Consider the following 22,351-nt stretch of genomic DNA (forward strand, 5'->3'; position numbering starts at 1 on the left):
GGCGCGGAATGAACCGGACGCCGCGGCCTCCTGACCGGAATATCGTGATGACATCCTCGGCGACCGTGCTGGTGATCGACGACGAGCTTCGCTCGCGCGAGGCGCTGCACCGCGTGCTTTGTGACGACTTCGAAGTGATTTGCGCCGCGAACGCAAGCGAGGCGGAAGCGGTTCTCGAAGGGGAACTCGTTCAGGTCATTCTTTGCGATCAGAGAATGGCGGGAGAAAGCGGCGTCGACTTCCTGAAGCGCGCGCGCCTCATATGGCCGGACCCCATAAGAATAATTATCTCCGGCTACACCGAGTCGGAGGATATCATCGCCGGCGTCAATGAAGCCGGCATTTATCAATACATCACCAAGCCGTGGCGGCCCGAAAAGCTCATCGCGAGCGTGCGTGAGGCTGCGCAGCTTTATCGTTATCAAAAGGAGATCGGCGGGGCGGACGCAGACAACAAGCCCGCCAACGAAGTGCTCAGCCAGAAGATTGCGAGGAAACGGCGCGGAGAGCAACGCCTCTTCGAATTCGGCCGCATCGTCCATCGGCCGGACAGTCCCGTCACGCCTGTCATTGCCCTCGCGCGAAAGGCGACGGAATATGACATTTCGGTTCTCATCACCGGAGCCTCCGGAACCGGGAAGGAGTTGCTCGCGCGCGCGATCCATTATTGTTCGGACCGTGCTGACAAGCCTTTCGTCGTGCAGAACTGCGGCGCGCTGCCGGATGATCTGCTGGAAAGCGAACTCTTCGGCTGCAAGAAGGGCGCCTACACCGGCGCCTACCAGGATCGAATAGGCTTGTTCGAACTCGCCGACGGCGGCTCGATCTTTCTCGATGAAATCGGCGAAACCTCGGCCGCCTTCCAGGTGCGCCTGCTGCGCGTGCTTCAGGAGGGGGAAATCCGGCCGCTCGGCGCGCTACGCCCGCGCAAGGTCAATGTGCGTCTGATCGCCGCAACAAACAGAAGTCTTGAAGAGGAGATCGAGGCCGGGCGTTTTCGGCGCGATCTCTATTATCGCATCGCCGCCTTCCCCATTCACCTGCCGCCGCTGTGCGAAAGACCGTGCGACATAGAACTCATCGCCAATCACATTCTCGGCGAGGTCAACCGGAACTTCAAGCGCAACATTCAGGGCTTCGCGCCAGACACAGTGGAGCGCCTGAACTGCTATGCATGGCCGGGCAATGTGCGTGAATTGCATAATGAGATTCAGCGCATGGTGACCCTGTCGGAGAGCGACGCGCCATTGCCTCCGCAACTTCTTTCGCCACGGATATTGGCGCCGGACAATGGCGGAGCCCCGCGCGAATCCGTTGGACGCACGCTGAAGGATCGGGTGGAAGCGCTGGAGCGCGATTTGATCGAGGAGGCGTTGCGCCGCTGCGGCGCCAATATCAGCCATGCGGCGGAGGAGCTCGGACTTTCTCGCGTCGGACTGCGCAACAAGATCGAGCGCTACAACATCAACCGGAACGGCTGCGATGACGACTAGAAAGATCTCGCGCCCGCGCAACATGCTCGATCTTCTTTCGGAAAGCGCCGGCCTTCCCGACAATGAGCAGACCGAAAACATGTGGCTCGAAGTCATCCACAGGGTCGACGAAGTCTATTCCGACCTCATCAAATATGAGTCCGACCTCGAGGCCAAGAACGCCGAGCTGGAAGAGACGCAGCAATTCATTTCGAGCGTCCTTGCCTCGGTCTCGGACATTCTGCTTGTCTGCGATGAGAGAGGCCGCATCATCCAGGTCAACGCCGCCTTCCTGCGCATGACCGGACTGTCCGAAGAAATGCTCGTTGGCGCGCCATTGGGCGATCATCTGGCCGAGGACAGCCGCGCGCGCGCGCTCGCCATGATCGCCGCAGGGGTCGAAGGCAAGGTCACCGAATGCGAACTACGTTTTCATACCGATCAGGGCGCTTCCGACCTGATGGCTGTGAATTGCTCGACGCGCTTCGATCACTCGGGCCGCAGGGTGGGCGCCGTTCTCACCGGCCGTCCCATCGGCGAATTGAAACGCGCCTATGAGGCGCTTCACCATGCGCATCTCGACTTGCAAAAGGCGCAGCGAAAACTCATCGAACAGGAAAAGATGGCGAGCCTCGGACGCCTTGTCGCCGGCGTCGCGCATGAACTCAACAATCCCATCAGTTTCGTCTACGGCAATATCCATACGCTCGACAAATACCGCCGTTCGCTTGCGGGCTATTTCGTCGAGCGGCGGCGCGACGCGGAAGATGACGACCTACGCCGCAAATTCAAGGTCGACGCCATCCTCGCCGATCTTCCCTCGCTGATCGAAGGGATGCTGGAAGGAGCCGTTCGAATCAGCGACATCGTGAAGAACCTGCGTCGCCTCTCATTCAGCCGAACGACGGAGACGCAGGAGGTCGAACTCGAACGCATTGCGCGAACGGCCGCCAACTGGGCGGCGCGCAGCAAGCGCGCACAGGCGGACGTCGTTTTCGAATGCGAACCAGGCCTGACCATCGAAGCGCAGGAAGGTCAAATCCATCAGGTGCTCGTCAATCTCATCGACAATGCGTTCGACGCCACCCGCGACGTTGCGGCTCCGCGCATTCGCATTGGCATAAACAAGGCGGGCGATGAGGCGGAGATCAGCGTCACGGACAATGGCCGTGGGCTTTCCGACGTGGTTCTGGACAAGGTCTTCGAGCCTTTCTTCACTACCAAGGTTGTCGGCGAAGGAACCGGGCTCGGGCTCTGGATCAGCTATTCCATCGTCAAGGAGCATGGCGGCTCGATCGTCGCGGCCAACGGATGCAACGGCGGCGCGGTCTTTACCGTAAGACTGCCCATGAACGGAGCCCAGACGGCATGAGCGTCGAGCCATTCAACATGCTTTGGCTTCAGGCCGGCGGTTGCGGCGGCTGCACCATGGCGGTTATCGAACACGGCGCCGCCGGATGGTTCCGCGAACTTGAAACTGTTGGCGTCAATTTGCTCTGGCATCCGAGCGTGAGCGAGGAAACGGGCGAGGAAGCGCTCGACATTCTCGCGCGGGTCGAGAACGGCGAGACGCCGCTTCACGCGTTTTGCGTCGAGGGCGCAATCCTGCACGGGCCTGATGGAACCGGCTTGTTCAACCGCCTCTCCGGTACGGGACGCACGATGCTGGACTGGACGCGCGCGCTTGCGCCGATGGCGGATTATTGCGTCGCCGTCGGCTCGTGCGCCGCATATGGCGGCGTTCCGGCGGGCGATCCCGATCCGACCGAGGCGACGGGGCTCCAGTTTCATCAGGCGGCGGCCGGCGGGGCGCTGGGCTCGGATTATCGTTCGCGCAAGGGATTGCCGGTCATCAATGTCGCCGGCTGCGCGCCGCATCCCGGCTGGATCATGGAGACGCTCGCGGCGCTGTCGCTCGGTGCGCTCACGGCGGACGATCTCGACGCGCTCGGCCGACCGAAATTCTTTTCCGATCATCTCGCCCATCACGGCTGCAGCCGCAACGAATTCTATGAATTCAAGGCGAGCGCCGAAGAACTGTCGCAACGCGGCTGCATGATGGAGCATCTCGGCTGCAAGGCGACGCAGGCGGTCGGCGACTGCAATCAGCGAGGCTGGAACGGCTCGGGCTCCTGCACCAATGGCGGCTTCGCCTGCATCGCCTGCACCTCGCCAGGCTTCGAGAATATTCACGCCTATCACGCGACGCCCAAGATCGGCGGCGTGCCGGTGGGATTGCCGCTCGACATGCCGAAGGCCTGGTTCATGGCTCTGGCGGCGCTGTCGAAATCCGCGACGCCACAGCGCGTGCGCAAGAATGCTTCCGCCGATCACGTCATCGTGCCGCCGCGCGCCGAACGAAAGCCGCAAGCATGACCCGCCTCATCGTCGGCCCTTTCAACCGCGTGGAGGGCGATCTCGAAATAGCGCTCGACATCGCGGACGATGCGGTTGTTTCGGCGCGGGTGACGGTTCCGCTTTATCGCGGCTTCGAGCAGATCCTCGTCGGGCGACCGGCGCCGGACGCGCTCGTCATCGCGCCGCGTATCTGCGGCATATGTTCCGTTTCCCAGTCGATGGCGGCCGCGGCGGCGCTGCGCGCGCTTTACGGTTTGACGCCTGCACGCAATGGCTTGATCGCGGCCAATCTCGCCCATGCCGCCGAAAACATGGCCGACCATCTGACGCATTTCTATCTCTTCTTCATGCCGGACTTCGCGCGCGCGCAATATGCGCAAGAGTCCTGGTTCGCAGACGTCGAGCGGCGCTTCAAGGCGGTGAGCGGGTCAGCGGGCAATGAGGTCTTGCAGGCACGAAAGCGCCTTCTCGAAATCATGGGCGTCCTCGCCGGCAAATGGCCGCACAGTCTCGCATTTCAACCCGGCGGCACGACACGCGCGATCGATCTGGGGCTGAAGACGCAACTCATCGGCGTCACCCGCGATTTCCGACGCTTTCTCGAAACGGTCTTGTTCGCCGCGCCTCTGGGCGATATTCTTGCCATCGAGACGCCCGAGCAATTGGAGAATTACGCCGAAAGCTCCGGCGCACGCGGAGATTTCCAGTCCTTCTTGCGCATTGCGCAAGCGCTCGATCTTGAGCGCCTCGGGGTCGCCGCCAACGCGCTTTTGAGCTACGGCGCCTATCGCGACGACGGAGGCGCATTTCTGAAGGAAGGGATATTCGATCCCGTGACGGGGACCCTCTCGCCGCTAGACGCGGCGGCAATACGAGAGGATGTCGCCCACGCCTGGATGCGGGATGGTTCGGATGATCCCGCAACCGCGAGAACGGAGCCATATGCGGAAAAACCCGACGCTTATTCCTGGGCGAAAGCCCCGCGGCTCATGGGGCGGCCCGCGGAAGTCGGCGCCGTCGCGCGGCTTGCCGTTCACGGTCACCCGCTGATACGAGCTTTGCTCGCGCGCTCGCGCGGCTCGAATGTCGTGTCGCGCGTGACGGCGCGGCTCATCGAACTCGCGCTTTTGGCCGATACGGCGGAGAGCTGGGCGAAGGCGCTCGCGCTCAACGAGCCGTTTTGCGTTCCGGCGGCCGCCGACGCCGAAGGTCAATCCTTCGGGCTCGTCGAGGCTGCGCGCGGTTCGCTCGGACATTGGATGAGCGCGCGCAAGGGCAAGATTCGCAACTATCAGATCATCGCGCCGACGACATGGAACTTCTCCCCGCGCGACGCGCGGGGCGTCGCCGGCCCTGTTGAACAGGCCCTCGCGGGCGTGCCGCTCGCAGGGCTGGGCGCGCGAGCCGCAGCGGTCCAGCACGTCGTCCGCTCCTTCGATCCCTGCATGGTTTGCACGGCGCATTGAGGACGGGCGCTGGCAATCCCGTTTCCGGCGTATGAAAATTTCCTGGCCAGCGGCGCCTTGAAGTTTTCTTCCACGCTCACGCCGGCTTTCCGATAACTAATTGGTTTTTCTAAAGCTTGCATCTGCCTCGCAAGCCTGGCCCACGCCTTGCTATCTCCAGCCCAAACAATAACGGCGCGGCAAAAGACGCGACCGACTGCGAGGAAGCGATCTGGAGGAGCGGGCATGACCGCTATTGAGACCTTTTACGACGTCATTCGCCGTCAGGGCGTCACGCGGCGAAGCTTCGTGAAATTCTGCAGCCTGACCGCCGCAAGTCTCGGCATGGGCCCGGTGGGGGCCGCGAACATCGCCAAGGCGCTGGAAACGAAAGAACGTGTGCCGGTGATCTGGATGCATGGCCTGGAATGCACCTGCTGCTCCGAAAGCTTCATCCGCTCGGCGCATCCGCTGGTGAAGGACGTCGTGCTGTCGATGATCTCGCTCGACTATGACGACACGATCATGGCGGCAGCCGGCCATCAGGCCGAAGCGATCCTCGAAGAGACGAAGCAGAAATACAAAGGCAAATACATCCTCGCCGTTGAAGGCAACCCGCCGCTCAATGAAGATGGCATGTTCTGCATCGACGGGGGTCGGCCCTTCGTCGAAAAGCTGAAATGGATGTCCGAGGACGCGATGGCGATCATCGCCTGGGGCGCCTGCGCTTCATGGGGCTGCGTACAGGCCGCAAAACCCAATCCAACGCAAGCGACGCCGATTGATAAGGTGATAAGGGACAAGCCGATCATCAAGGTTCCTGGCTGCCCGCCGATCGCCGAGGTGATGACCGGCGTCGTCACCTACATCACGACCTTTGGGCGGCTGCCCGAACTCGACCGGCAGGGCCGGCCGAAAATGTTCTACTCGCAGCGCATTCACGACAAATGCTATCGCCGTCCGCATTTCGACGCGGGCCAGTTCGTCGAGCAGTGGGACGACGAAAGCGCGCGCAAGGGCTATTGCCTCTACAAGATGGGATGCAAGGGACCCACGACCTACAACGCCTGCTCGACAGTGCGCTGGAATGGCGGCGTCTCCTTTCCAATCCAGTCGGGCCATGGCTGCATTGGCTGTTCGGAAGACGGCTTCTGGGACAAGGGGCCGTTTTATGAACGGCTCACGAATATCCATCAGTTCGGCGTCGAGAAGAACGCGGACGAAATCGGCATGGCGGTTGCGGGAACGGTTGGCGCGGCAGTCGCTGTTCACGCCGCGGCGACGGCGATCAAGCGCGTCGTCACGAAGAACAATGATCACACGGCTTGAATCCGCTCGCGCGATTTTCGGGAAGACCAGCCATGACGCAGATTTCGCAGACGCCCAACGGCTTCAACCTCGACAATAGCGGGAAACGCATCGTCGTCGATCCCGTGACGCGCATTGAAGGACATTTGCGCGTCGAGGTGAATGTCGATTCTGAAAATGTCATCCGCAATGCGGTTTCGACCGGCACCATGTGGCGCGGCATCGAGGTTATTTTGAAGAACCGCGACCCGCGCGACGCATGGGCCTTCACTGAGCGGATTTGCGGCGTATGCACCGGGACCCATGCGCTCACTTCCGTGCGCGCGGTCGAAGACGCGCTCGGCGTCACGATCCCCGAGAACGCCAATTCGATTCGAAATCTGATGCAGCTCGCGTTGCAGGTGCACGATCATATCGTGCATTTCTATCATCTGCACGCGCTCGACTGGGTCGACGTCGTCTCGGCGCTCAGCGCCGATCCGAAATCGACGTCCTCACTCGCGCAATCGATTTCCAGCTGGCCCTTGTCCTCCCCGGGCTATTACAAAGACCTGCAAACTCGGTTGAAAAAATTCGTCGAGTCGGGCCAGCTGGGACCCTTCAAGAACGGCTATTGGGGCAGCAAGGCCTATCGCCTGCCGCCCGAGGCCAATCTCATGGCGGTCGCGCATTATCTGGAGGCGCTCGATTTCCAGAAGGAAATCGTCAAGATCCATACCATCTTCGGCGGCAAGAATCCGCATCCGAACTGGCTCGTCGGCGGCGTTCCCTGCGCGATCAACGTCGACGGAACGGGCGCCGTCGGCGCCGTCAACATGGAGCGGCTCAATCTCGTCGACAGCATCATTGATCAGCTGATCGAATTCACCGACAAGGTGTACATCCCGGACGTCATGGCGATCGGCTCCTTTTACAAGGACTGGCTCCATGGCGGCGGGCTTTCGGGCAAATCCGTTCTCGCCTATGGCGACGTGCCAGAGAACGCCAACGACTACAGCGCCAGTAATCTACTGCTGCCGCAGGGCGCGATCATCAACGGCAAACTCGACGAAATCCACCCCGTCGATCTGCGCGATCCCAATGAAATACAGGAGTTCGTAGCGCACTCCTGGTATAAATACGGGGACGAGACCAAAGGCCTGCATCCGTGGGACGGGGTCACGGAGCCGCATTTCGAACTTGGCCCCAACGCCAAGGGCACGAAGACGAATATCGTGGAGCTCGACGAAAGCGCGAAATATTCCTGGATCAAGGCGCCGCGCTGGAAGGGCCACGCCATGGAGGTCGGGCCGCTCGCCCGCTGGGTGATCGGCTATGCGCAGGGCAAGCCGCAATTCAAGGAGCCGGTCGAGAAAGTCCTGAAGGATCTCGATCTGCCGACGACAGCATTGTTCTCCACGCTCGGCCGCACCGCCGCGCGCGCGCTCGAGGCGCAATGGGCCGGCTATCAGATGCGCCACTTCTTCGACAAGCTGATCGGCAATATCAAGGCTGGCGATCTTTCGACCGCCAATGTCGAGAAATGGGAGCCGAAGACATGGCCGGCCGCCACGAAGGGCGTAGGCTTCACCGAGGCGCCCCGCGGCGCGCTCGCCCACTGGATCAAGATCAAGGACGGCAAGATCGATAATTACCAATGCGTCGTGCCGACGACATGGAACGGCTCGCCGCGCGATCCGGCCGGAAACATCGGCGCTTTCGAAGCCGCGCTGATGGATACTCCGATGGTCGACCCTGCGCAGCCGCTCGAAATCCTGCGCACGCTGCACTCTTTCGATCCCTGCCTCGCCTGTTCGACGCATGTGATGAGCGATGACGGGCAGGAAATGACAAGGGTGCAGGTGCGCTAGGGAGGCGAAGCAGATGACCGATGTCTCACAAAATATCGGCGCCGCCGACGCGCTCGACGAAAAGCCGGTCGCCCGTCCGACCGTCTATGTGTACGAGGCGCCCGTTCGTCTCTGGCATTGGGTCAACGCCCTCGCCATCTTCGTGCTGATCGGGACGGGCTATTTCATCGGCTCTCCGCCACCGACGGTGGCGGGAGAGGCGTCCCAGCACTTCGTCCTCGGCTATATCCGTTTCGCTCATTTCACGGCGGGACAGATCATGGCGGTTGGTTTCCTGTTGCGCGCATACTGGGCTTTCGTGGGCAATAATCACTCGCGCCAGATATTCCATCTTCCCGTCTGGCGTCGCGCCTATTGGAGCGAACTGGCGCACGAAATCCGCTGGTACGCCTTTCTGGAACAGGCGCCCAAGAAATATGTGGGCCACAATCCGCTCGCGCAAATGGCGATGTTCACCATGTACACGCTGGCGTCGCTTTTCATGATCGTCACCGGCTTCGCGCTGTATTCGGAAGGGGAAGGAGCCGACAGCTGGGAAGCGAAAGCTTTCGGCTGGGTGTTTCTGATCTGGCCCAACAGTCAGGACGTTCACACCTATCATCATCTCGGCATGTGGCTGCTCGTCACCTTCATCATTGTGCATATCTATGCGGCCGTTCGCGAAGACATCATGTCGCGCCAGAGCATCATTTCCTCGATGATATCCGGTGAGCGCCATTTCAAGGACGAGGCGTGAAAATGAGCGCCGCGCAAAACGCAGAGCCGCGCATTCTCGTCCTCGGCATCGGCAATATTCTCTGGGGCGACGAGGGTTTCGGCGTGCGGGCCGTCGAGGAATTCCACCAACGCTTTCGCCTGCCCGAAAATGTGACCATCCTCGATGGGGGAACGCAGGGCCTGTATCTCGTGCAGTTTGTGCGGGAAGCGGACTATCTACTGGTCTTCGACGCGATCGATTATGGCCTCGAGCCAGGCGCGCTGAAACTGGTGCGGGACGATCAGGTGCCGAAATTCACAGGCGCGAAGAAAATGAGCCTGCATCAGACCGGCTTTCAGGAAGTGCTCAGCGCCGCCGATCTGCTCGGGCAATATCCGCGAAAGCTCGCGCTGATCGGCTGCCAGCCGCTCGATCTCGAAAACTGGGGCGGCGCCCTCACCGGGCCAGTGCAGGGCGCGATTTCCGGCGCCGTCGAAACGGCGCGGCTGCTTCTCGAGGAGTGGGGCGTCACATGCGCACGACGCCCCGGTTCGCCGGAGGCGGGCGAGCGCCTGCTGTCGAACGGGATCGATCACATTGGCTATGAACGCCGCGGCTGTGATGTGGCCGCCATCCACGAGGGAGTCTAGCGACATGAAGAGATTCCGCACGCCTGTCGCGATCGTCGCGGCCTCAATGCTTCCCGGGTCCGCCTTCGCCCATCGCGGGCCCCACCTGGAAGACCTCGGCGGCGCGCTACGCCACACATTTACCCAGCAGGACCATCTCCTCGCCATTGGCGTGTCAGCGACATGGCTGACAATCATTGCTTTGGCCGCGTTTCTTTCGGCGAGAGCGCTGCAGGCGCCGAACGACGGCTCCAACTAGAGCAAATTCGGCGAATTCGAATTCGCCGAATTTGTTCTCGCTTCGTATCTTGTCGCGCGTTCGAAGGGAAAGCCACCTACACTTTTCCTGAACGCGCTTTAGCCGCCTGATCAAATCCCGTCACTTGCAGCGCGACGGGACGACCGTAGTTTCGCTTGACGACGCCGTGGAACCGAGAAATGTGCATCGGCTTTCCCATGACCGTACTAGAGGGCGACGAACTCTCGGCGCTATGCGAGCGAAAGGGCGTCAGGGAAAGAATTTCCATGCTTCTTGTCGGCGAACAACCGAGTGGCGCACATGTCCTCGTGCATCTCGGCGCAGCGGTGCGAGTGCTCGACGACGACGAAGCCGCCATGATCGGCTCAGCGCTGGATGGACTTGGCGCGGCCGTGGCCGGGGACAATTTCGATCAATACTTCGCCGACCTCATCGGACGCGAACCGGAGTTGCCGGCGCATCTTCGACCGGACATGAAATAGCGTGGCTTGATTTTCTTGTCGCGCTCGAAGCGCGCCGATGGAAAAGATCCTCTGGCGCTTGGCGGAATGGCGTGCGCAAGCTGCCAGTGAAGTGTCACGGTCCGGTCGTGATCCGATAGGCGACATTCGGGCGTGACCGACGCTCCCGTCGATCGACCATTTTCGTCCCCGCCTTTGCGCCAGATTCAGATGGCGCATGTGATGCGGTAAAATGGCCGATCCGGCCCGCCGCCGGCGGCCCGGGAATGTCCCATTTTTTGCCGCGATTGCTTTTCAAAAACGCTTTCCAGACCAGAATGGTGGATTGCCGATGCTGTGTTCACGAAAAGCGCTCGTCATGTTTCTGGCCGGCGGCCTGTCGCTGTTCGAACAGCCCGCGGCGATGGGACAGTATTACGGAGCGTATCCGGCTTACCCCTCCTATCCCGTTCGCCCCTACGCCGATCAAGGCGGCGTCTACGGAGAAAGCGACCCGGATGACGGCTATTACGTGCCGCCAACACGCCGACCGCCCCGCGCCGACGCCTATGAACGAAATCTCGAAGATTACCCCGAGGACGCCGAGCCACGAGCCCGGGCGAAGCCGCGCGGCGCCGAAGGACGCCGGGCCCGCATCGCGGCGCTGCCGCCGGACGCCGATCCAGCCTATTCGACGCCGATCGACCTCGACGACCGGGTTGATCCGAATCAGTCGACGCGAACCCTGGTGGATGATCCCACAGGACAGCGCGCCGGCACGCTGACAATCGACACCGGCGCACGCAAACTTTATCTCTCGCTGGGAAATGGCGAGGCGCTCGAATATGGCGTGGGGGTCGGCCGCCAAGGCTTCGAGTGGAAGGGCGTGGCGCAGATTGGCCGAAAGGCCTATTGGCCAGGCTGGACGCCGCCGCGCGAAATGCTTTTGCGCCGCCCCGATCTGCCCGAACATATGGAAGGCGGCCTCGACAACCCGCTCGGCGCGCGCGCCCTATATCTGTTCAAGGGCCCGAAGGATACGATGTTCCGTATCCACGGCACCAACGAACCCGATACGATCGGAAAGGCCGTGTCGTCCGGCTGCATACGCATGCTCAATGCGGATGTCATCGACCTTTACCGCCGCGTCGCCAAGGGGGCGCGCGTCGTGGTGAATTGAACGGAGCCGCCGGAGAGACGAAAGCTAGTGATTGCGCCGCGCCTCGAGATTGTTCAACAGCTCGACAAATCTTGCGGGGACCGGCTCGGCGAGGACGGATCGATACAGGTCTCGCAATTGCTTTCCGAGAATCTGCTCGACCCCGCCCCGGCGACGCGCGGACAGAAGCGTCGTTCCCGGGTCGCCTCGCGACGGCTGGTTGGCCGCCGCTTTCCCCGACCGCCTCAGCATGGAAGAGCCGGCCAGATCGTCATATTTCAGGCGGGAGTTTGTCTTCCCCGCCGGCATGGACGTTCCCCGGCCCGAGGCGGCGGCGCGGCCGGATTCGGAGGGGCTATTGTTGGGGCTTTCTCTCATCTGCGCCTCGAGTCTCGCGCATCAGCGTTCCCACACACCGGAATCGGAATGCTCACGCGAATTCGAGCAGAAATGAAAAGGATTAATTTACCGTAAAGCCGGCGCGGCCGCGTTTCGCCGGCGCGCCGGTTCGCTCGGCCGGTAGGGCGTTGCGCGAGAGATAGGGCACAACCTAAAACGCCCGGCAAAAATCGCGCAATTTCAGTCTGCTGCAGTCTGATTATGGCGGAGAGGGAGGGATTCGAACCCCCGATACAGTTGCCCGTATGCCGCATTTCGAGTGCGGTGCTTTCAACCACTCAGCCACCTCTCCGCGGTGCGCTGAATCGACCCTGGGGCCGTCGGCTTCTGTGTGGCGCGCCGCCAGATAGCACGGGGGGGAGTGAAGGATCAAGCGCGCGTCGAGGCATCTGGGTCGACTTCCTTCAATCGGGGGAAAATTGCGCTGTTCGTGTTGGCGGCCCACTATCCGTGCAGTGACGTCTGTCCCAGTCCTGGCGTCAGCTGATTCGCGATTTTCGGCGCCGAAACCGCCATTTCACTCGGCGTCACGGTCGTCTCAGATTTCTCCGACCCACGCTCTCCACAGGCTTTCACGACATTTTCATAGGGGTTTGCGTTCTCCGTCCGGCTGAATATATTGCGCGCCAACGGAGGGGTGGCCGAGTGGTTGAAGGCGCACGCCTGGAAAGTGTGTATGCGGGAAACCGTATCGCGGGTTCGAATCCCGCCCCCTCCGCCAAATCATATTGTTTTCAAAAGATTTTCTCGACGATTTTGCGCCCAACCCCCGGATCAACCCCGGACCGTTTGTGGGACGGCGAACTAGCCCCGGAAACCTTGCAGTTCTGGATTTAGCCCCGGAATTACCATCTATCGGTAAACCACGGTTATGGGCGGAAAACGCCGGGGCTCCGGCGCAACCACGCGAACGACAACTGCGCCGCGCGCTGTGACGCCGCCCGGTATGTCGACGGCTAAGCTATTTTTCGCCGTCGTCGACGCGGAGCGCAGCATGAACTTGAGCAATCGCGCCAACTGGGGATCGCCTGAGCCGTAGCAGTCATTGCCGGCCTCGCGTTCCGATGGTTGGCTTGCTGCTGGCGGCCGCCCTGATTGCGTGGGGGCAGCAGCCGCAGCGCACAGAGGAGTTTATCGGGCGGCTGCCGTTTGGGGATTTTTTCCTAATTATCCACTTCACGCCACAAGTGCCAGTGGTAGTATCTAGCTCAAGAAAGGACTTGAGCGGTGAACTCTTTCACCGCCCCGCATTTCCACGATGAGACGGAAGCCCGCTCGTTTCTTGAGCGCCTGCGCTGGCCGAACGGTCCAGTTTGCCATCATTGCGGGGAGAAGCAGCGCCGTTACGCCACAAAGCGCGAAGGCCGCTTCCGTTGCGGCAACCCTGAATGCCGGAAGGACTACTCCGTCACGACCGGCACGGTGATGGAGCGCTCGCATATCCCGCTGACCAAGTGGCTGATGGCTTTCTACCTGATGTGCTCTTCAAAAAAAGCGTTTCGGCGCACCAGCTCTACCGCTCTCTTGGCATCGGCTCCTATCAGTCCGCTTGGTTCATGGCGCATCGCATTCGCGAGGCCATGCGCGTCGGCGGCTTAGTCCCACCCATGGGCGGGGAAGGCGCAATCGTCGAAGCCGACGAAACCTATTACGGCCGCGCGGCCGAAAAGAAGCTCACCAAGAAACGCTACACACCCTACACCAAAGGCGGCTGGAAGAACAAAGGCTCCGCCCGACCGATCGTCTCGCTTGTCGAGCGCGGCGGCCGCGTCCGCTCTTTCCATGTTGGCGTAGCCACCAAGGACAACGTGACGAGGATCGTTCGTGAGAATGTCGCAAAGCAGTCCCGTCTGCATACGGACGAAAGCCGCCTATACTCGGAAGTTGGCAAGGAGTTTGCCGCCCACGAACGACCAAGCACAGTGCCCGCGAGTATGTGCGCGGCGACGTGCATTCGAATAGCGTGGAAGGTTATTTCGGCCTATTCAAGAGCGGCATGAAGGGCGTCTATCAGCATTGCTCTGAGAAGCACCTTCACCGCTACCTCGCGGAATTTGACTTCCGCTATAACCACCGCACCAAACTCGGCTTCGGCGACATTGAGCGCACGTTCGCCGCGATCCGCGGTGCGAATGGCAAGCGGCTCACCTATCAACAGCCTAACGGCGCCTGAGTGGCGTTTTAAGGCCGCCCGATTTTTGCGCTGGCGCGCGAAGCGCCGGAAGATTGGGAAGCCTTAGTGGGCTTCCCTTTTCCCTTTTTTTGAGTCACATTTTTCGGCGCGGCGGGCACATTGAATGCTCCACGTAATGCCGCCTCAAACCGACGCCGGGCCTCATCTGCGGGATAAACTTCATCTTTTTTTGCATTGCGGCCTCATGTCGTATCAAGACTGGACACCCTAAGATGGCTGACGACACAAACTTAGTCATTGAAAGAGTTTTGCCTCGCAAGTTCGAAAACCCACCAGAATTTTTCGTCCCTCTTTCAACCCAAGAATTATTAGAACTTGGGGCATTCACAGCCATCTGGACTCAGATAGACTGGCTAGCCGCAGAGCTTATTTCGCGCTTCATGGGAATTCCGTTTTCCGCTTGCGTATTGTTCCTAGAAAGCTCAACTACAGGTCCAAGGATAAATCTTTTAAAGAAAGCGGCGTCAAAGCCGCCTAAATCAAAGCTGAAATCCCGTGTTATTGACTTATGCAAGGAAAACGGTGGGTTATTAGAGGATCGAAACCACATCATCCACGGGTTGTGGGCTGTGAAATGGGATATAAATCAAAATACGGCTGAGGCAGCAAGCATGTTCCAGAAAGGTATCAGGTCACCAATACCAGCCGCTAAACTCAAAACTCTGTCAGAAAGAGCATCTAAACTATCTAGCGATTTGGGAAAAGTTCTTCGAGAGTTGGAACCAAAATTTGGGGACGCTGACCCCGCTCCACGCCTGTTCCTGTTTTGTGAAGGCGAAAAATTTCCAGACAAGCCTCCTCCGCAATGGCCGCTAGAATCTCCCTTACTACCCCGTAAGGGTCAGATCGCATATCGGTCCAAATGAGCGCTTTAGCGTCTGCCTTAATCGCGCGCGGCGTGACGAGAATTATCTCGTCATCGCCTGCGGCATCGCCCTTCGTGCGGACAATTGTTCTATCGTCTTTTTCGCACATGGCTCGCCTCAGCACCTACAGTGCCGGCATGTCACGGGAGGAACTATATATTAGACTTGTGGCATTAACAAGATAATTAGGGATTTTTTCCTCCGGCCGCAGGCGCAACTGGACGAGATTTTGGCGGCGAGGGATTAGGCAGCGCGCTGCATTCGCTCGCAAACAACAAAAAGCCCGGACGCGCGGGCCGGGCCCTTTGCTGGTCTCTTGCTTCAGGCGTCCTTACGCCAGCCGCTCCACGAGCACGGCTTTGGCGCTCTGCCGGACGCGGAACTTCATGCCGTGACGCTGACCGAACATTTGGGCGGCGCTGCGGATGCGCTCCAGCGGCACATTGTAATAGCGCCACGCGTCGCCCAAGTTGAACTCGCCGAAACCATACTTGAAGCGCTTATCGCTGGTCTTATTGCTCATCGTGTGTCTTTCCTGTTTGAGATTGTCGAAGTGATATGTGGTTCGCACTTAATATATGCAAGCGCGGCCGTCAGTGCGATGAAATTACATACCGGCCTATTGTCTGTGGGGCAGCCGAAGAACGCCGCGACCACCGACGACCAATCAAACATCAACAGACCACACCTGAACCCCATCGCGTTCAAATTCCGGTCGGCGTTTGTTACCGGGGAACTGTGGCGACAGGAAAATGACATAGCGGTGCATTTCTGGGCGGGCGCTCATTTTCGCTAGGTCACTTTCCAGCTTGCTGTTGTTGCGTGGGGACACGGCCGCGAACGTCTCCGCACCCACGAGCCCCTCTCGCTCACTCATGATGTCGAGTGGCAACGCGGCATGAGCGCCAGGAGCAAGACGGAAGCCGCCTGCATCCGGGTGAAGTTCCAAGAGCTGGCGCGCTGCAGCAATCGCTACCGCAAAAGTCCACGTCTGATTGATCTGCTCGATCAGATTGATGCGGTGGTGGTCGATCGGATGAAATCCAACGGCTTGGAATTTGATCGCGCGTAGCGTCGCCAATGGATCGCCCGATGATGAGGTAAGCCAATATTGCGCACGTTCCGCCGCCACGCGCAGCCGCGCCATCAGGCAATCAGCATCTTCGAACGATTTGATGCTGAGATATGTGGTTACATTAGTCAAATATCTCCTCCGAGCCCTCGAACATTCCAAAGCGGTCGCAAGGCGCGTATCAAGCCCCCTTCAATCCCCGCCACCAAATTAACCGGCAATCCATGCCAGAGAAATTCGGCCGGCGGAACAAGCGTGAACACTTCGACTATTTGACCTGCCGCTATCTCCTTCAAGACTTCCGCGCGGATGCGCGCAGCAGTGCGGAGGCGCTGGGTGTTCTCATAATGCTTCAGCCGGGCATGCAGACCGCGTTGCGCAGCCCCCACATAACGAACCTCGTCCCCCACGACGTAAGCATATACCCCTGCCTTGCGTTCGGACTGTCCTGTGATCAGCATCCGATCAATTGAAGCGCCCTGCTGACACACCCCCTGGCAAGTGAACCCCGCCGCGAGAAGCAATGCCCGGCCATTCAGCCCTTGTCCGTTGTGTTGAGCGCCGGTGCGCGGCGTGTCGCGTGGCTTCACGCGCTCAGCTCATGCAGCGCAAGCTCAAAATTATCCTCAAAGGCCGCAAACAACTCTGCAAACTCATCAATGCGCCAATAGCGTTCAAGGGCGGTTTTTGCTGTTGGCTTGTTCCGCCGGGCCTGAGCGTCGGCAACTGCGCGGGGGATCAGAAAAAAGCGTCGCTGCCGTTCACCCTCGCAATGCAACAGCACGACAGCAAGCCAATCAAATATGTCGCTTTCGAGATATACTACGAAGTCGGCGCCACGCTTGAATGTTCGCGACTTCACCGAAATGCGTACTGGTCCACAGCGCGGCGGTTGGGCGATAACATCATAACCCGGCCAATTGTCGGGGACTTTTAGCGCTGGGATGCCGGCCAAGGTCAACTCAGCGGCTATGAGCATTTCCGCGGCATCGCCCATTTGTTTCGAGGTGTAGAGCCTGTCGCCCATACTCAATTCGCCCAATGTTGAATGAAACCGAGGGGCTTTTGAAAAATATACGGTCCTTTGTCGGTTGCGTCCAGCCTAACTAGTCGTTGAGCTCTGCCTTCACCTATTGCGCACCATCGTGAAAGCCGCCAGCGTCTCGGCGCGCATGTCGGAGCTGAGTTCGGCTGGCGAATGACATGAGAGCAGCTCGTGCAGCGTGATGACTGCGCCTTGTTGCTCGGGCGACAGCATGTCGAACCGCAGCACTGATTTAGCGAAGAACAAGAATTCGTAATCAACGCTTGTTGGGCCGGCGAGCACAAACACGATGGGTTGCGGCTGTGTGGGGATCGTCACTGGCAGCAACCATGTGTCACCGGCCGAAGCACAGCGCACCGAGCGCGTCATGATTTCCGCCAATGAAATGTCGGGCCATGCCGCCGCCAAGGTCTCCGAAAGCTCGCGCGCTGTGTGAATGTTGGCGCGCTGCACGAGGCGGATGAGCGCATGTTTGCTGAGCGCGGCTGGTACCGAAAAGCCTTGGCGCAATGGCGCACGCGGGCCGTTCTTCTGCAGCGTGAAGCGCAGGCCATAGAGCCATGAGAGCGGGCCACGCGTGCCATTGGCGCGGCGGCGCTCTTCTTCGGCGATGGAAAGCGTCGCGCTCATCGGCCGCCAGCAATCCACCGCCAAACGGAAATGTGCGCGCTTGCCGGGCGAGATGAAAATGGTGAGCAGCCCCTCGCCGAAAGCTTGCGCGGCGCGCTCAGCCCAGCGCAGTTGTGACTTTGGATTGCCGCCAATGGCGGCGTGCGAGGAACGCGAGAATTTGAGAAATCTTGCGGCGGCGGCGCGTGCCTCTATGTCGAGCGCCTCAAGCCATTGCGAGATGAGTTTTTCTACCCAAATGTCAGCCAATTCAGCGCCAGCGCCGGGGGCGATGATTGGTGATGGGCGGGGCGAGATCATGGCGTCAGTAGCTCGCAAAAGCATGGCTGCCGGTATTGGCGCGCTCAAACAGGTCACGTACTATCCGCTGCTCAAAAGTTGCGGCGTCCTCGCGCGGCTCGCGCTGCCATGTGCGTCCGCCAACTGCGAGTGCGTAGACGAGTTCGCCGCGCGCGAACCGTCCCCACATTGGCGGATGATGACCCGCCGCCGGGATCACGATTTGCGCCTCGTCAGCCATGAACGCACCTCGAATAAAAGGCGACCCGCCCCGCGCAGAAGGAGACGCAGGGGCGGGCCGTTGCGCGACCAACGGTAAAGCCAGCACCGATGGCCGCACGGTGCGCGCGACGGCAGGAGAAGCGGCGCGCGCAAACGTGTCACACCGGCGTCGGCCATGCCGCGTCAGCGTCATGCGTCAGCCGCTCGAACGCCGCGCGATACGCTGCGCCAGCTGAGTGACCATTCCAGTTTGGTTCGTCCGACAGCCAAGGGGCCGCGAGCAACTTCTCAATTGCCGCGCGCTCGGCGCTATCGGTCGGTAGCAGGCTATGAAGGCTCCAGAGCGCAATGCGCCGTTCGGCAACCGCGCGCTGCGCCTCCTCCAGTTGATGCAGCATCGCGGCAACCGGCGTCTCGCTCATCACAACGGCGCGAGCGGCGACAGCAATACTGCTGCGCGTGCTGCTGACGGCGGCGCGGCGTTCGGACTGCGCAAATTCGAGGCGTTCGCGCGCGGCCTTCAACGCTTCGATTTCACGCTCGACACTATCGGCGCGGGCGCGCAAATCTTCCGCCGGGCGCACGAGCGCGGCTACGTCGCCACCATCAGCAAACGCGGCAACGCACGCAGCGGCGTCGAGCGGCGCGGCGAGTTGCGCTCGGATCGCGGCGAGGCGGTCACGGGCCTCGAACAAGCCTTCCTGCGCCCGTTGCTCGGCGCGGCTCGCGGCGTCCAAGTCAGCCTCGGCCTGCCTATGGGCGGTGATGGCTTGCGCCAGTTGCTCGCGGCTGTCGTTGCGCGGGGCGACGGCAACAGTTTTGGGTTTGCTTGCCATCACGGTCACTTTCTCAACTCGGGGTAGCGCGCGTAGAACGCGGCTGGGTCGCTTTTGGCGCGCCCGCGCTGCGGGGGTGGCGCATTGCTAGGCTCGATCTTCGGCAACGTGATGCCCAAGCGGCGCTCAATGCGCTGGCGCGCCAGAATGCCGTTGACGCCCGCGCGTCGGGCGTCCTCGCCCATCGTTGTCGCGTTCGCAAAATCAATGGCGTCCTCGTGGCCGAGAAGCTCTCGAACGGCTTCGAGTTCGTCGGGCCGAAGATGCGGAGCGAGCACTCGAAGGATTTGCTCGATCTGCGCCGCCGTCAGCCCGCCATTCACCGCCGGATTGCCCGGATGCGCCCCGGCCCCCGGCGCAGCGGCGCTCGGGCCAAGGGCAGCTTGCTGCATGCGTTCCGTCAGTTCTGGAATGGAAGCGTCGCACGCGAGGGCGTCAGCCGTTCGCCCGACAATCTCGCCGACAATCTGCGGCAACCGCTCGCGGAAATTGGCGGCGTCCACACCGTCGAAGGCAGGGGCGAAGTTGATCCGCGCCGCCCCCGACATTTTTGGGGCGACGTATTCAAGGGCAGCGTCATGCATCCTCGCTGCTATGGGGGACATGGCCATTGTCGTTGTCCTTCATCTAAAGCCCAATTCGGCGTCTCATGGAGTATCGTGTTTGTTCGGCGGCGCGCGCCAACAACTCCGGTGTGATGACCAAGCCGCGTTTGTGGCTCGTAGCGTTGACCAGCGCGCCGGCGCAAGCATTGGCGACGTCGTCATGCTGCCCCGGCGGATGATCAATGCTGTCCTTGCCGACGCGCGATGTGCGGCGTTCAAGCGCGGTGAGTTGTGAGACCAATTTTGCGTGATCAAGCAGCTCAACGCGCCCCGCGTTGATCAGCGGCAGGAGCTCGATATAAAGCTCGCTGCGTGTCTTCTCAGACGGCAAATAAGTGATGCCTTGCTTGCGGAACGCCTCACGTGGCCATTCGCCAGCGTAGCGGTCGCCTGTGACGCGATGCACGCCATAAGCCTTCAACAGCGCGGCGAACTCCGCGACAGTATTGTCGGGTGAGAAGGGCGGGTGTTGCTCGCGCACTGCGTCGAGGATGCAGCGCTCGTCCTCGCGATGCGAGATCGCTAGCGTAAAACTATCCTTCCCTGAGCCGCCAGCGGGATCAACGAAAGCCTGATATCGCGAACTGTGTAATGGCGCGCGCTCAAAAACGCCAAATTGAACGCAGGCTTCGACAGCCTCACGGTTGATGAATGCTTCGATATCGGCGCGGAATTCAGCACCGTATTCGGCCGCAGCGGCGGGAGCGTCACGCGCATAGGCGCGGTCAACAAGCTCTGCGCTGAGCAGCGGGTTCATCACTCGGCTGGGCGCTTGAGCCACGAGCACAGACGGATCGCCTTCTGGGCCATAATCGCGTTTGTAAGCCGACCACAATTCGCCGCGCCGCGCATATGGCGACGAGATGCAGATCAATGGTCCATTAGTTGTCGCAAGTGATGGGCGCGCACCGCTCAAAATCTCGGCGTCAGGATTTGCGGTGTTTTCGTTACGCCAGAACGCCACTTCGTCGGCGATGATCGCGACAGCGGTGCCACCTCGGATCGTTCTGAAGCTCGCAGGACGTGTTTCGATGTCGATGCGATTTTTCAGAGAAATTGTGTCGGCGGTTTCATTTGCGACCAACTTGCGCAGCGCTGGGACGGCGGAGAAAATTCCTGCGAGATATTGATGACACTTTTGGGCCTGCCATAAGGATGCGGAGATGATCAGCAGCGATGCGCGTTCGCCGGGAGCCAGAATGGGTTTGTAGTCAACTAGGCTCGCGAGGTATGCGCCGAGCACTGCGACGGCGCGCGTTTTGCCGCCGCGCCGGCCGATGATTGCCCAAAGCTCATCGACGCGCTCACGTGGCTCGTGTTCGCGGCCTGTGAGTTGCGCGAAGACGATCCGCTCAGCGTCGGTCAGCGGCTCGCCCATGGCGGCAATCAAAAGCGTGCGCCACGCCGCCCAACTGTCGCCGGGCAAAACTTCACCGAATATGTCAGGGTCCTCCAGCGCAGCGCGTATGCCGATGAGCGGCCGCATGTCATGCCGTCGCAATCTGGCCGGGCATGGTCGCCGGTTGGTTTTTGGCTTGGTGCTGTAGGGTCGCACCTTCCTGCTGCGAAACGCCAGCCGGCGAGGCCTCCGCGCACATGCTGGCGCTCTTATGGCCGTCGCGTTGGAGGTCGTGTCTCATTCCTCACCCGCGGATGATAGCGTATTTGGCGGGCGGCCACGGCGGGGAGGCTCATCGCGGCGCGCGGCGCGCTCCTTGGCGGTTTCGTGATTTTCGGCGCGCGCGGCGTGGTGCTTTTTGACGAGAATGTCGAGGGTGGGCGTCACGTCGCGCTTTTCGCGCCGAACTCCAAGCGTCTCGATAATGCGCCGCAGATGGCCGGCGACACGCGCAAAGGCGTCGAGATCGACTGAGTTCCCCTGCGACAGCAAGCCCTCAACGCGCTCAAGTTCGATCTCAAGGGTCGCGGCCCGGCGGATGAGCGACATCTGCGCCTCCGACAGACAAGCGATGCCGCCGAGGTCTTCCGCGTGCAGCGCGATGAGGTCCTTCCAGCGGCGCGCCCACGCGCTGCTTCCGTCGCCTTGAATGAAGACCCGCCGACCATTCGAAACGCGCGACCGGAGGTTGCGAGGCATGTCTGAGGCGACCGGGATCACGTCCATGATTTTTCTCGCATGTTGCGACGCACTTAAGCTTCGCTCCATTTCACATTTTTGGAAAGGGAAATCCGGCGGCCGATCCGGGGGCTGCAACGCTAAGGTTGGCAGAAACGCATAGAAACTATGAGATTATTGGCATAGTTTGGCGGTCAACAGGGCCGCCTTGCGTTTTAAAAAATTGGGCGTCATCACATCATGCGGCGGCGAATTTGCGCGCTGCGCCACGGAGGATGCTCACGCGGCGCGGCTGACCGAGGAAAAATTTGGCCGCTTTCGCATATGTTCAAGCTTTCGGTTCAAGTTCGCGGCGAGGCGTCTCGGCCTTGCCAAAGTTGCGCTAACTGCAACGGCTAAGGCGACGGAAGTGGGAAGTGGGAGAAATGGGCGAATTTCCCCTAAATCCTCGCGTAGCACATCTCTAGGGGGAAGTTAGGGGAAAATCGTGTCTTCATCCCACTTCCCAC

At 60.7% G+C, this 22,351-nt stretch carries 23 protein-coding genes, 2 tRNA genes and 1 pseudogene; 14 read left to right on the plus strand and 12 right to left on the minus strand.

What is annotated here, in order from left to right; all coding sequences use genetic code 11:
• Nucleotides 1-47: 47 nt before the first annotated feature.
• From LG047_RS08805 to LG047_RS08855, 11 genes are all read left to right on the plus strand, one after another.
• Nucleotides 48-1,493, plus strand: a complete 1,446-nt coding sequence (locus LG047_RS08805) for a sigma-54 dependent transcriptional regulator (protein ID WP_036283922.1) — start codon at nt 48-50, stop codon at nt 1,491-1,493.
• The gene (locus tag LG047_RS08810; protein WP_227966341.1) at nt 1,483-2,844 is read left to right on the plus strand and encodes a sensor histidine kinase; all 1,362 of its coding nucleotides are present in this window, start codon (nt 1,483-1,485) and stop codon (nt 2,842-2,844) included. Before LG047_RS08805 ends, LG047_RS08810 begins: the two co-directional genes overlap by 11 nt.
• Nucleotides 2,841-3,848, plus strand: a complete 1,008-nt coding sequence (locus LG047_RS08815; protein ID WP_227966342.1) for a HupU protein — start codon at nt 2,841-2,843, stop codon at nt 3,846-3,848. The genes LG047_RS08810 and LG047_RS08815 overlap by 4 nt, the downstream gene beginning before the upstream one ends.
• Nucleotides 3,845-5,296: a nickel-dependent hydrogenase large subunit gene (locus LG047_RS08820; RefSeq protein ID WP_227966343.1), complete on the plus strand. Its 1,452-nt coding sequence runs from the start codon at nt 3,845-3,847 to the stop codon at nt 5,294-5,296. The genes LG047_RS08815 and LG047_RS08820 overlap by 4 nt, the downstream gene beginning before the upstream one ends.
• A gap of 225 nt (nt 5,297-5,521) precedes the next feature.
• The gene (locus tag LG047_RS08825; protein WP_036283931.1) at nt 5,522-6,604 is read left to right on the plus strand and encodes a hydrogenase small subunit; all 1,083 of its coding nucleotides are present in this window, start codon (nt 5,522-5,524) and stop codon (nt 6,602-6,604) included.
• A gap of 32 nt (nt 6,605-6,636) precedes the next feature.
• On the plus strand, nt 6,637-8,433 hold the full coding sequence (locus LG047_RS08830; RefSeq protein WP_227966344.1) for a nickel-dependent hydrogenase large subunit: 1,797 nt from the start codon (nt 6,637-6,639) through the stop codon (nt 8,431-8,433).
• A gap of 13 nt (nt 8,434-8,446) precedes the next feature.
• Nucleotides 8,447-9,169, plus strand: coding sequence for a Ni/Fe-hydrogenase, b-type cytochrome subunit (gene cybH, locus LG047_RS08835; protein WP_227966345.1), 723 nt, complete (start codon nt 8,447-8,449; stop codon nt 9,167-9,169).
• A 2-nt stretch (nt 9,170-9,171) separates the two neighbouring features.
• A complete protein-coding gene (locus LG047_RS08840; protein WP_227966346.1) occupies nt 9,172-9,780 on the plus strand; it encodes a HyaD/HybD family hydrogenase maturation endopeptidase in 609 nt (202 codons plus the stop codon).
• Nucleotides 9,781-9,784: 4 nt separating this feature from the next.
• Nucleotides 9,785-10,018: a hypothetical protein gene (locus LG047_RS08845; RefSeq protein ID WP_227966347.1), complete on the plus strand. Its 234-nt coding sequence runs from the start codon at nt 9,785-9,787 to the stop codon at nt 10,016-10,018.
• 179 nt (nt 10,019-10,197) lie between these two features.
• Nucleotides 10,198-10,500, plus strand: a complete 303-nt coding sequence (gene hypC, locus LG047_RS08850; protein ID WP_227966348.1) for a HypC/HybG/HupF family hydrogenase formation chaperone — start codon at nt 10,198-10,200, stop codon at nt 10,498-10,500.
• A 310-nt stretch (nt 10,501-10,810) separates the two neighbouring features.
• On the plus strand, nt 10,811-11,638 hold the full coding sequence (locus LG047_RS08855) for a L,D-transpeptidase (RefSeq protein ID WP_227966349.1): 828 nt from the start codon (nt 10,811-10,813) through the stop codon (nt 11,636-11,638).
• Between the two features lie 24 nt (nt 11,639-11,662).
• Here LG047_RS08855 and LG047_RS08860 read toward each other — a convergent pair whose 3' ends face one another.
• Together LG047_RS08860 and LG047_RS08865 are read right to left on the minus strand one after the other, a co-directional pair.
• Nucleotides 11,663-11,995 (minus strand): NepR family anti-sigma factor, encoded by a 333-nt coding sequence (locus tag LG047_RS08860; RefSeq protein ID WP_227966350.1) that lies wholly within the window; start codon nt 11,993-11,995, stop codon nt 11,663-11,665.
• 223 nt (nt 11,996-12,218) lie between these two features.
• Nucleotides 12,219-12,308: transfer RNA gene (locus LG047_RS08865), tRNA-Ser, on the minus strand.
• 339 nt (nt 12,309-12,647) lie between these two features.
• On the opposite strand from LG047_RS08865, the gene LG047_RS08870 reads away from it, so the two are divergent.
• The 3 genes and pseudogenes from LG047_RS08870 to LG047_RS08880 all read left to right on the plus strand — a co-directional run bounded on the left by LG047_RS08870 (nt 12,648) and on the right by LG047_RS08880 (nt 15,076).
• Nucleotides 12,648-12,737 (plus strand) — tRNA-Ser (locus LG047_RS08870).
• 506 nt (nt 12,738-13,243) lie between these two features.
• Nucleotides 13,244-14,189 (plus strand): annotated as a pseudogene (locus LG047_RS08875) (IS1595 family transposase).
• A 233-nt stretch (nt 14,190-14,422) separates the two neighbouring features.
• Nucleotides 14,423-15,076 (plus strand): hypothetical protein, encoded by a 654-nt coding sequence (locus tag LG047_RS08880; RefSeq protein ID WP_227966351.1) that lies wholly within the window; start codon nt 14,423-14,425, stop codon nt 15,074-15,076.
• Between the two features lie 331 nt (nt 15,077-15,407).
• Here the strand turns inward: LG047_RS08880 and LG047_RS08885 are convergent, their stop codons facing one another.
• From LG047_RS08885 to LG047_RS08930, 10 genes are all read right to left on the minus strand, one after another.
• Entirely contained in the window at nt 15,408-15,599 is a 192-nt protein-coding gene (locus LG047_RS08885) for a hypothetical protein (RefSeq protein WP_227966352.1), read from the minus strand.
• A gap of 144 nt (nt 15,600-15,743) precedes the next feature.
• Nucleotides 15,744-16,280, minus strand: a complete 537-nt coding sequence (locus LG047_RS08890) for a hypothetical protein (RefSeq protein WP_227966353.1) — start codon at nt 16,278-16,280, stop codon at nt 15,744-15,746.
• The gene (locus tag LG047_RS08895; RefSeq protein ID WP_227966354.1) at nt 16,277-16,738 is read right to left on the minus strand and encodes a GIY-YIG nuclease family protein; all 462 of its coding nucleotides are present in this window, start codon (nt 16,736-16,738) and stop codon (nt 16,277-16,279) included. The genes LG047_RS08890 and LG047_RS08895 overlap by 4 nt, the downstream gene beginning before the upstream one ends.
• Nucleotides 16,735-17,175, minus strand: coding sequence for a hypothetical protein (locus LG047_RS08900; protein WP_227966355.1), 441 nt, complete (start codon nt 17,173-17,175; stop codon nt 16,735-16,737). The genes LG047_RS08895 and LG047_RS08900 overlap by 4 nt, the downstream gene beginning before the upstream one ends.
• A 99-nt stretch (nt 17,176-17,274) precedes the next feature.
• Nucleotides 17,275-17,823: a hypothetical protein gene (locus LG047_RS08905; RefSeq protein ID WP_227966356.1), complete on the minus strand. Its 549-nt coding sequence runs from the start codon at nt 17,821-17,823 to the stop codon at nt 17,275-17,277.
• Nucleotides 17,824-18,127: 304 nt separating this feature from the next.
• On the minus strand, nt 18,128-18,343 hold the full coding sequence (locus LG047_RS08910; RefSeq protein WP_227966357.1) for a hypothetical protein: 216 nt from the start codon (nt 18,341-18,343) through the stop codon (nt 18,128-18,130).
• A gap of 139 nt (nt 18,344-18,482) precedes the next feature.
• Nucleotides 18,483-19,169 carry a hypothetical protein gene (locus LG047_RS08915; protein ID WP_227966358.1) on the minus strand — a complete coding sequence of 229 codons (687 nt, stop codon included), beginning with the start codon at nt 19,167-19,169 and terminating at the stop codon, nt 18,483-18,485.
• Nucleotides 19,166-19,744 carry a hypothetical protein gene (locus tag LG047_RS08920; protein WP_227966359.1) on the minus strand — a complete coding sequence of 193 codons (579 nt, stop codon included), beginning with the start codon at nt 19,742-19,744 and terminating at the stop codon, nt 19,166-19,168. The genes LG047_RS08915 and LG047_RS08920 overlap by 4 nt, the downstream gene beginning before the upstream one ends.
• Before the next feature lie 43 nt (nt 19,745-19,787).
• A complete protein-coding gene (locus LG047_RS08925) occupies nt 19,788-21,251 on the minus strand; it encodes a hypothetical protein (protein ID WP_227966360.1) in 1,464 nt (487 codons plus the stop codon).
• 150 nt (nt 21,252-21,401) lie between these two features.
• A complete protein-coding gene (locus LG047_RS08930; RefSeq protein ID WP_227966361.1) occupies nt 21,402-21,890 on the minus strand; it encodes a hypothetical protein in 489 nt (162 codons plus the stop codon).
• Nucleotides 21,891-22,351: the final 461 nt, after the last annotated feature.

Source organism: Methylocystis sp. WRRC1 (assembly GCF_020733155.1).
Classification (GTDB): domain Bacteria; phylum Pseudomonadota; class Alphaproteobacteria; order Rhizobiales; family Beijerinckiaceae; genus Methylocystis.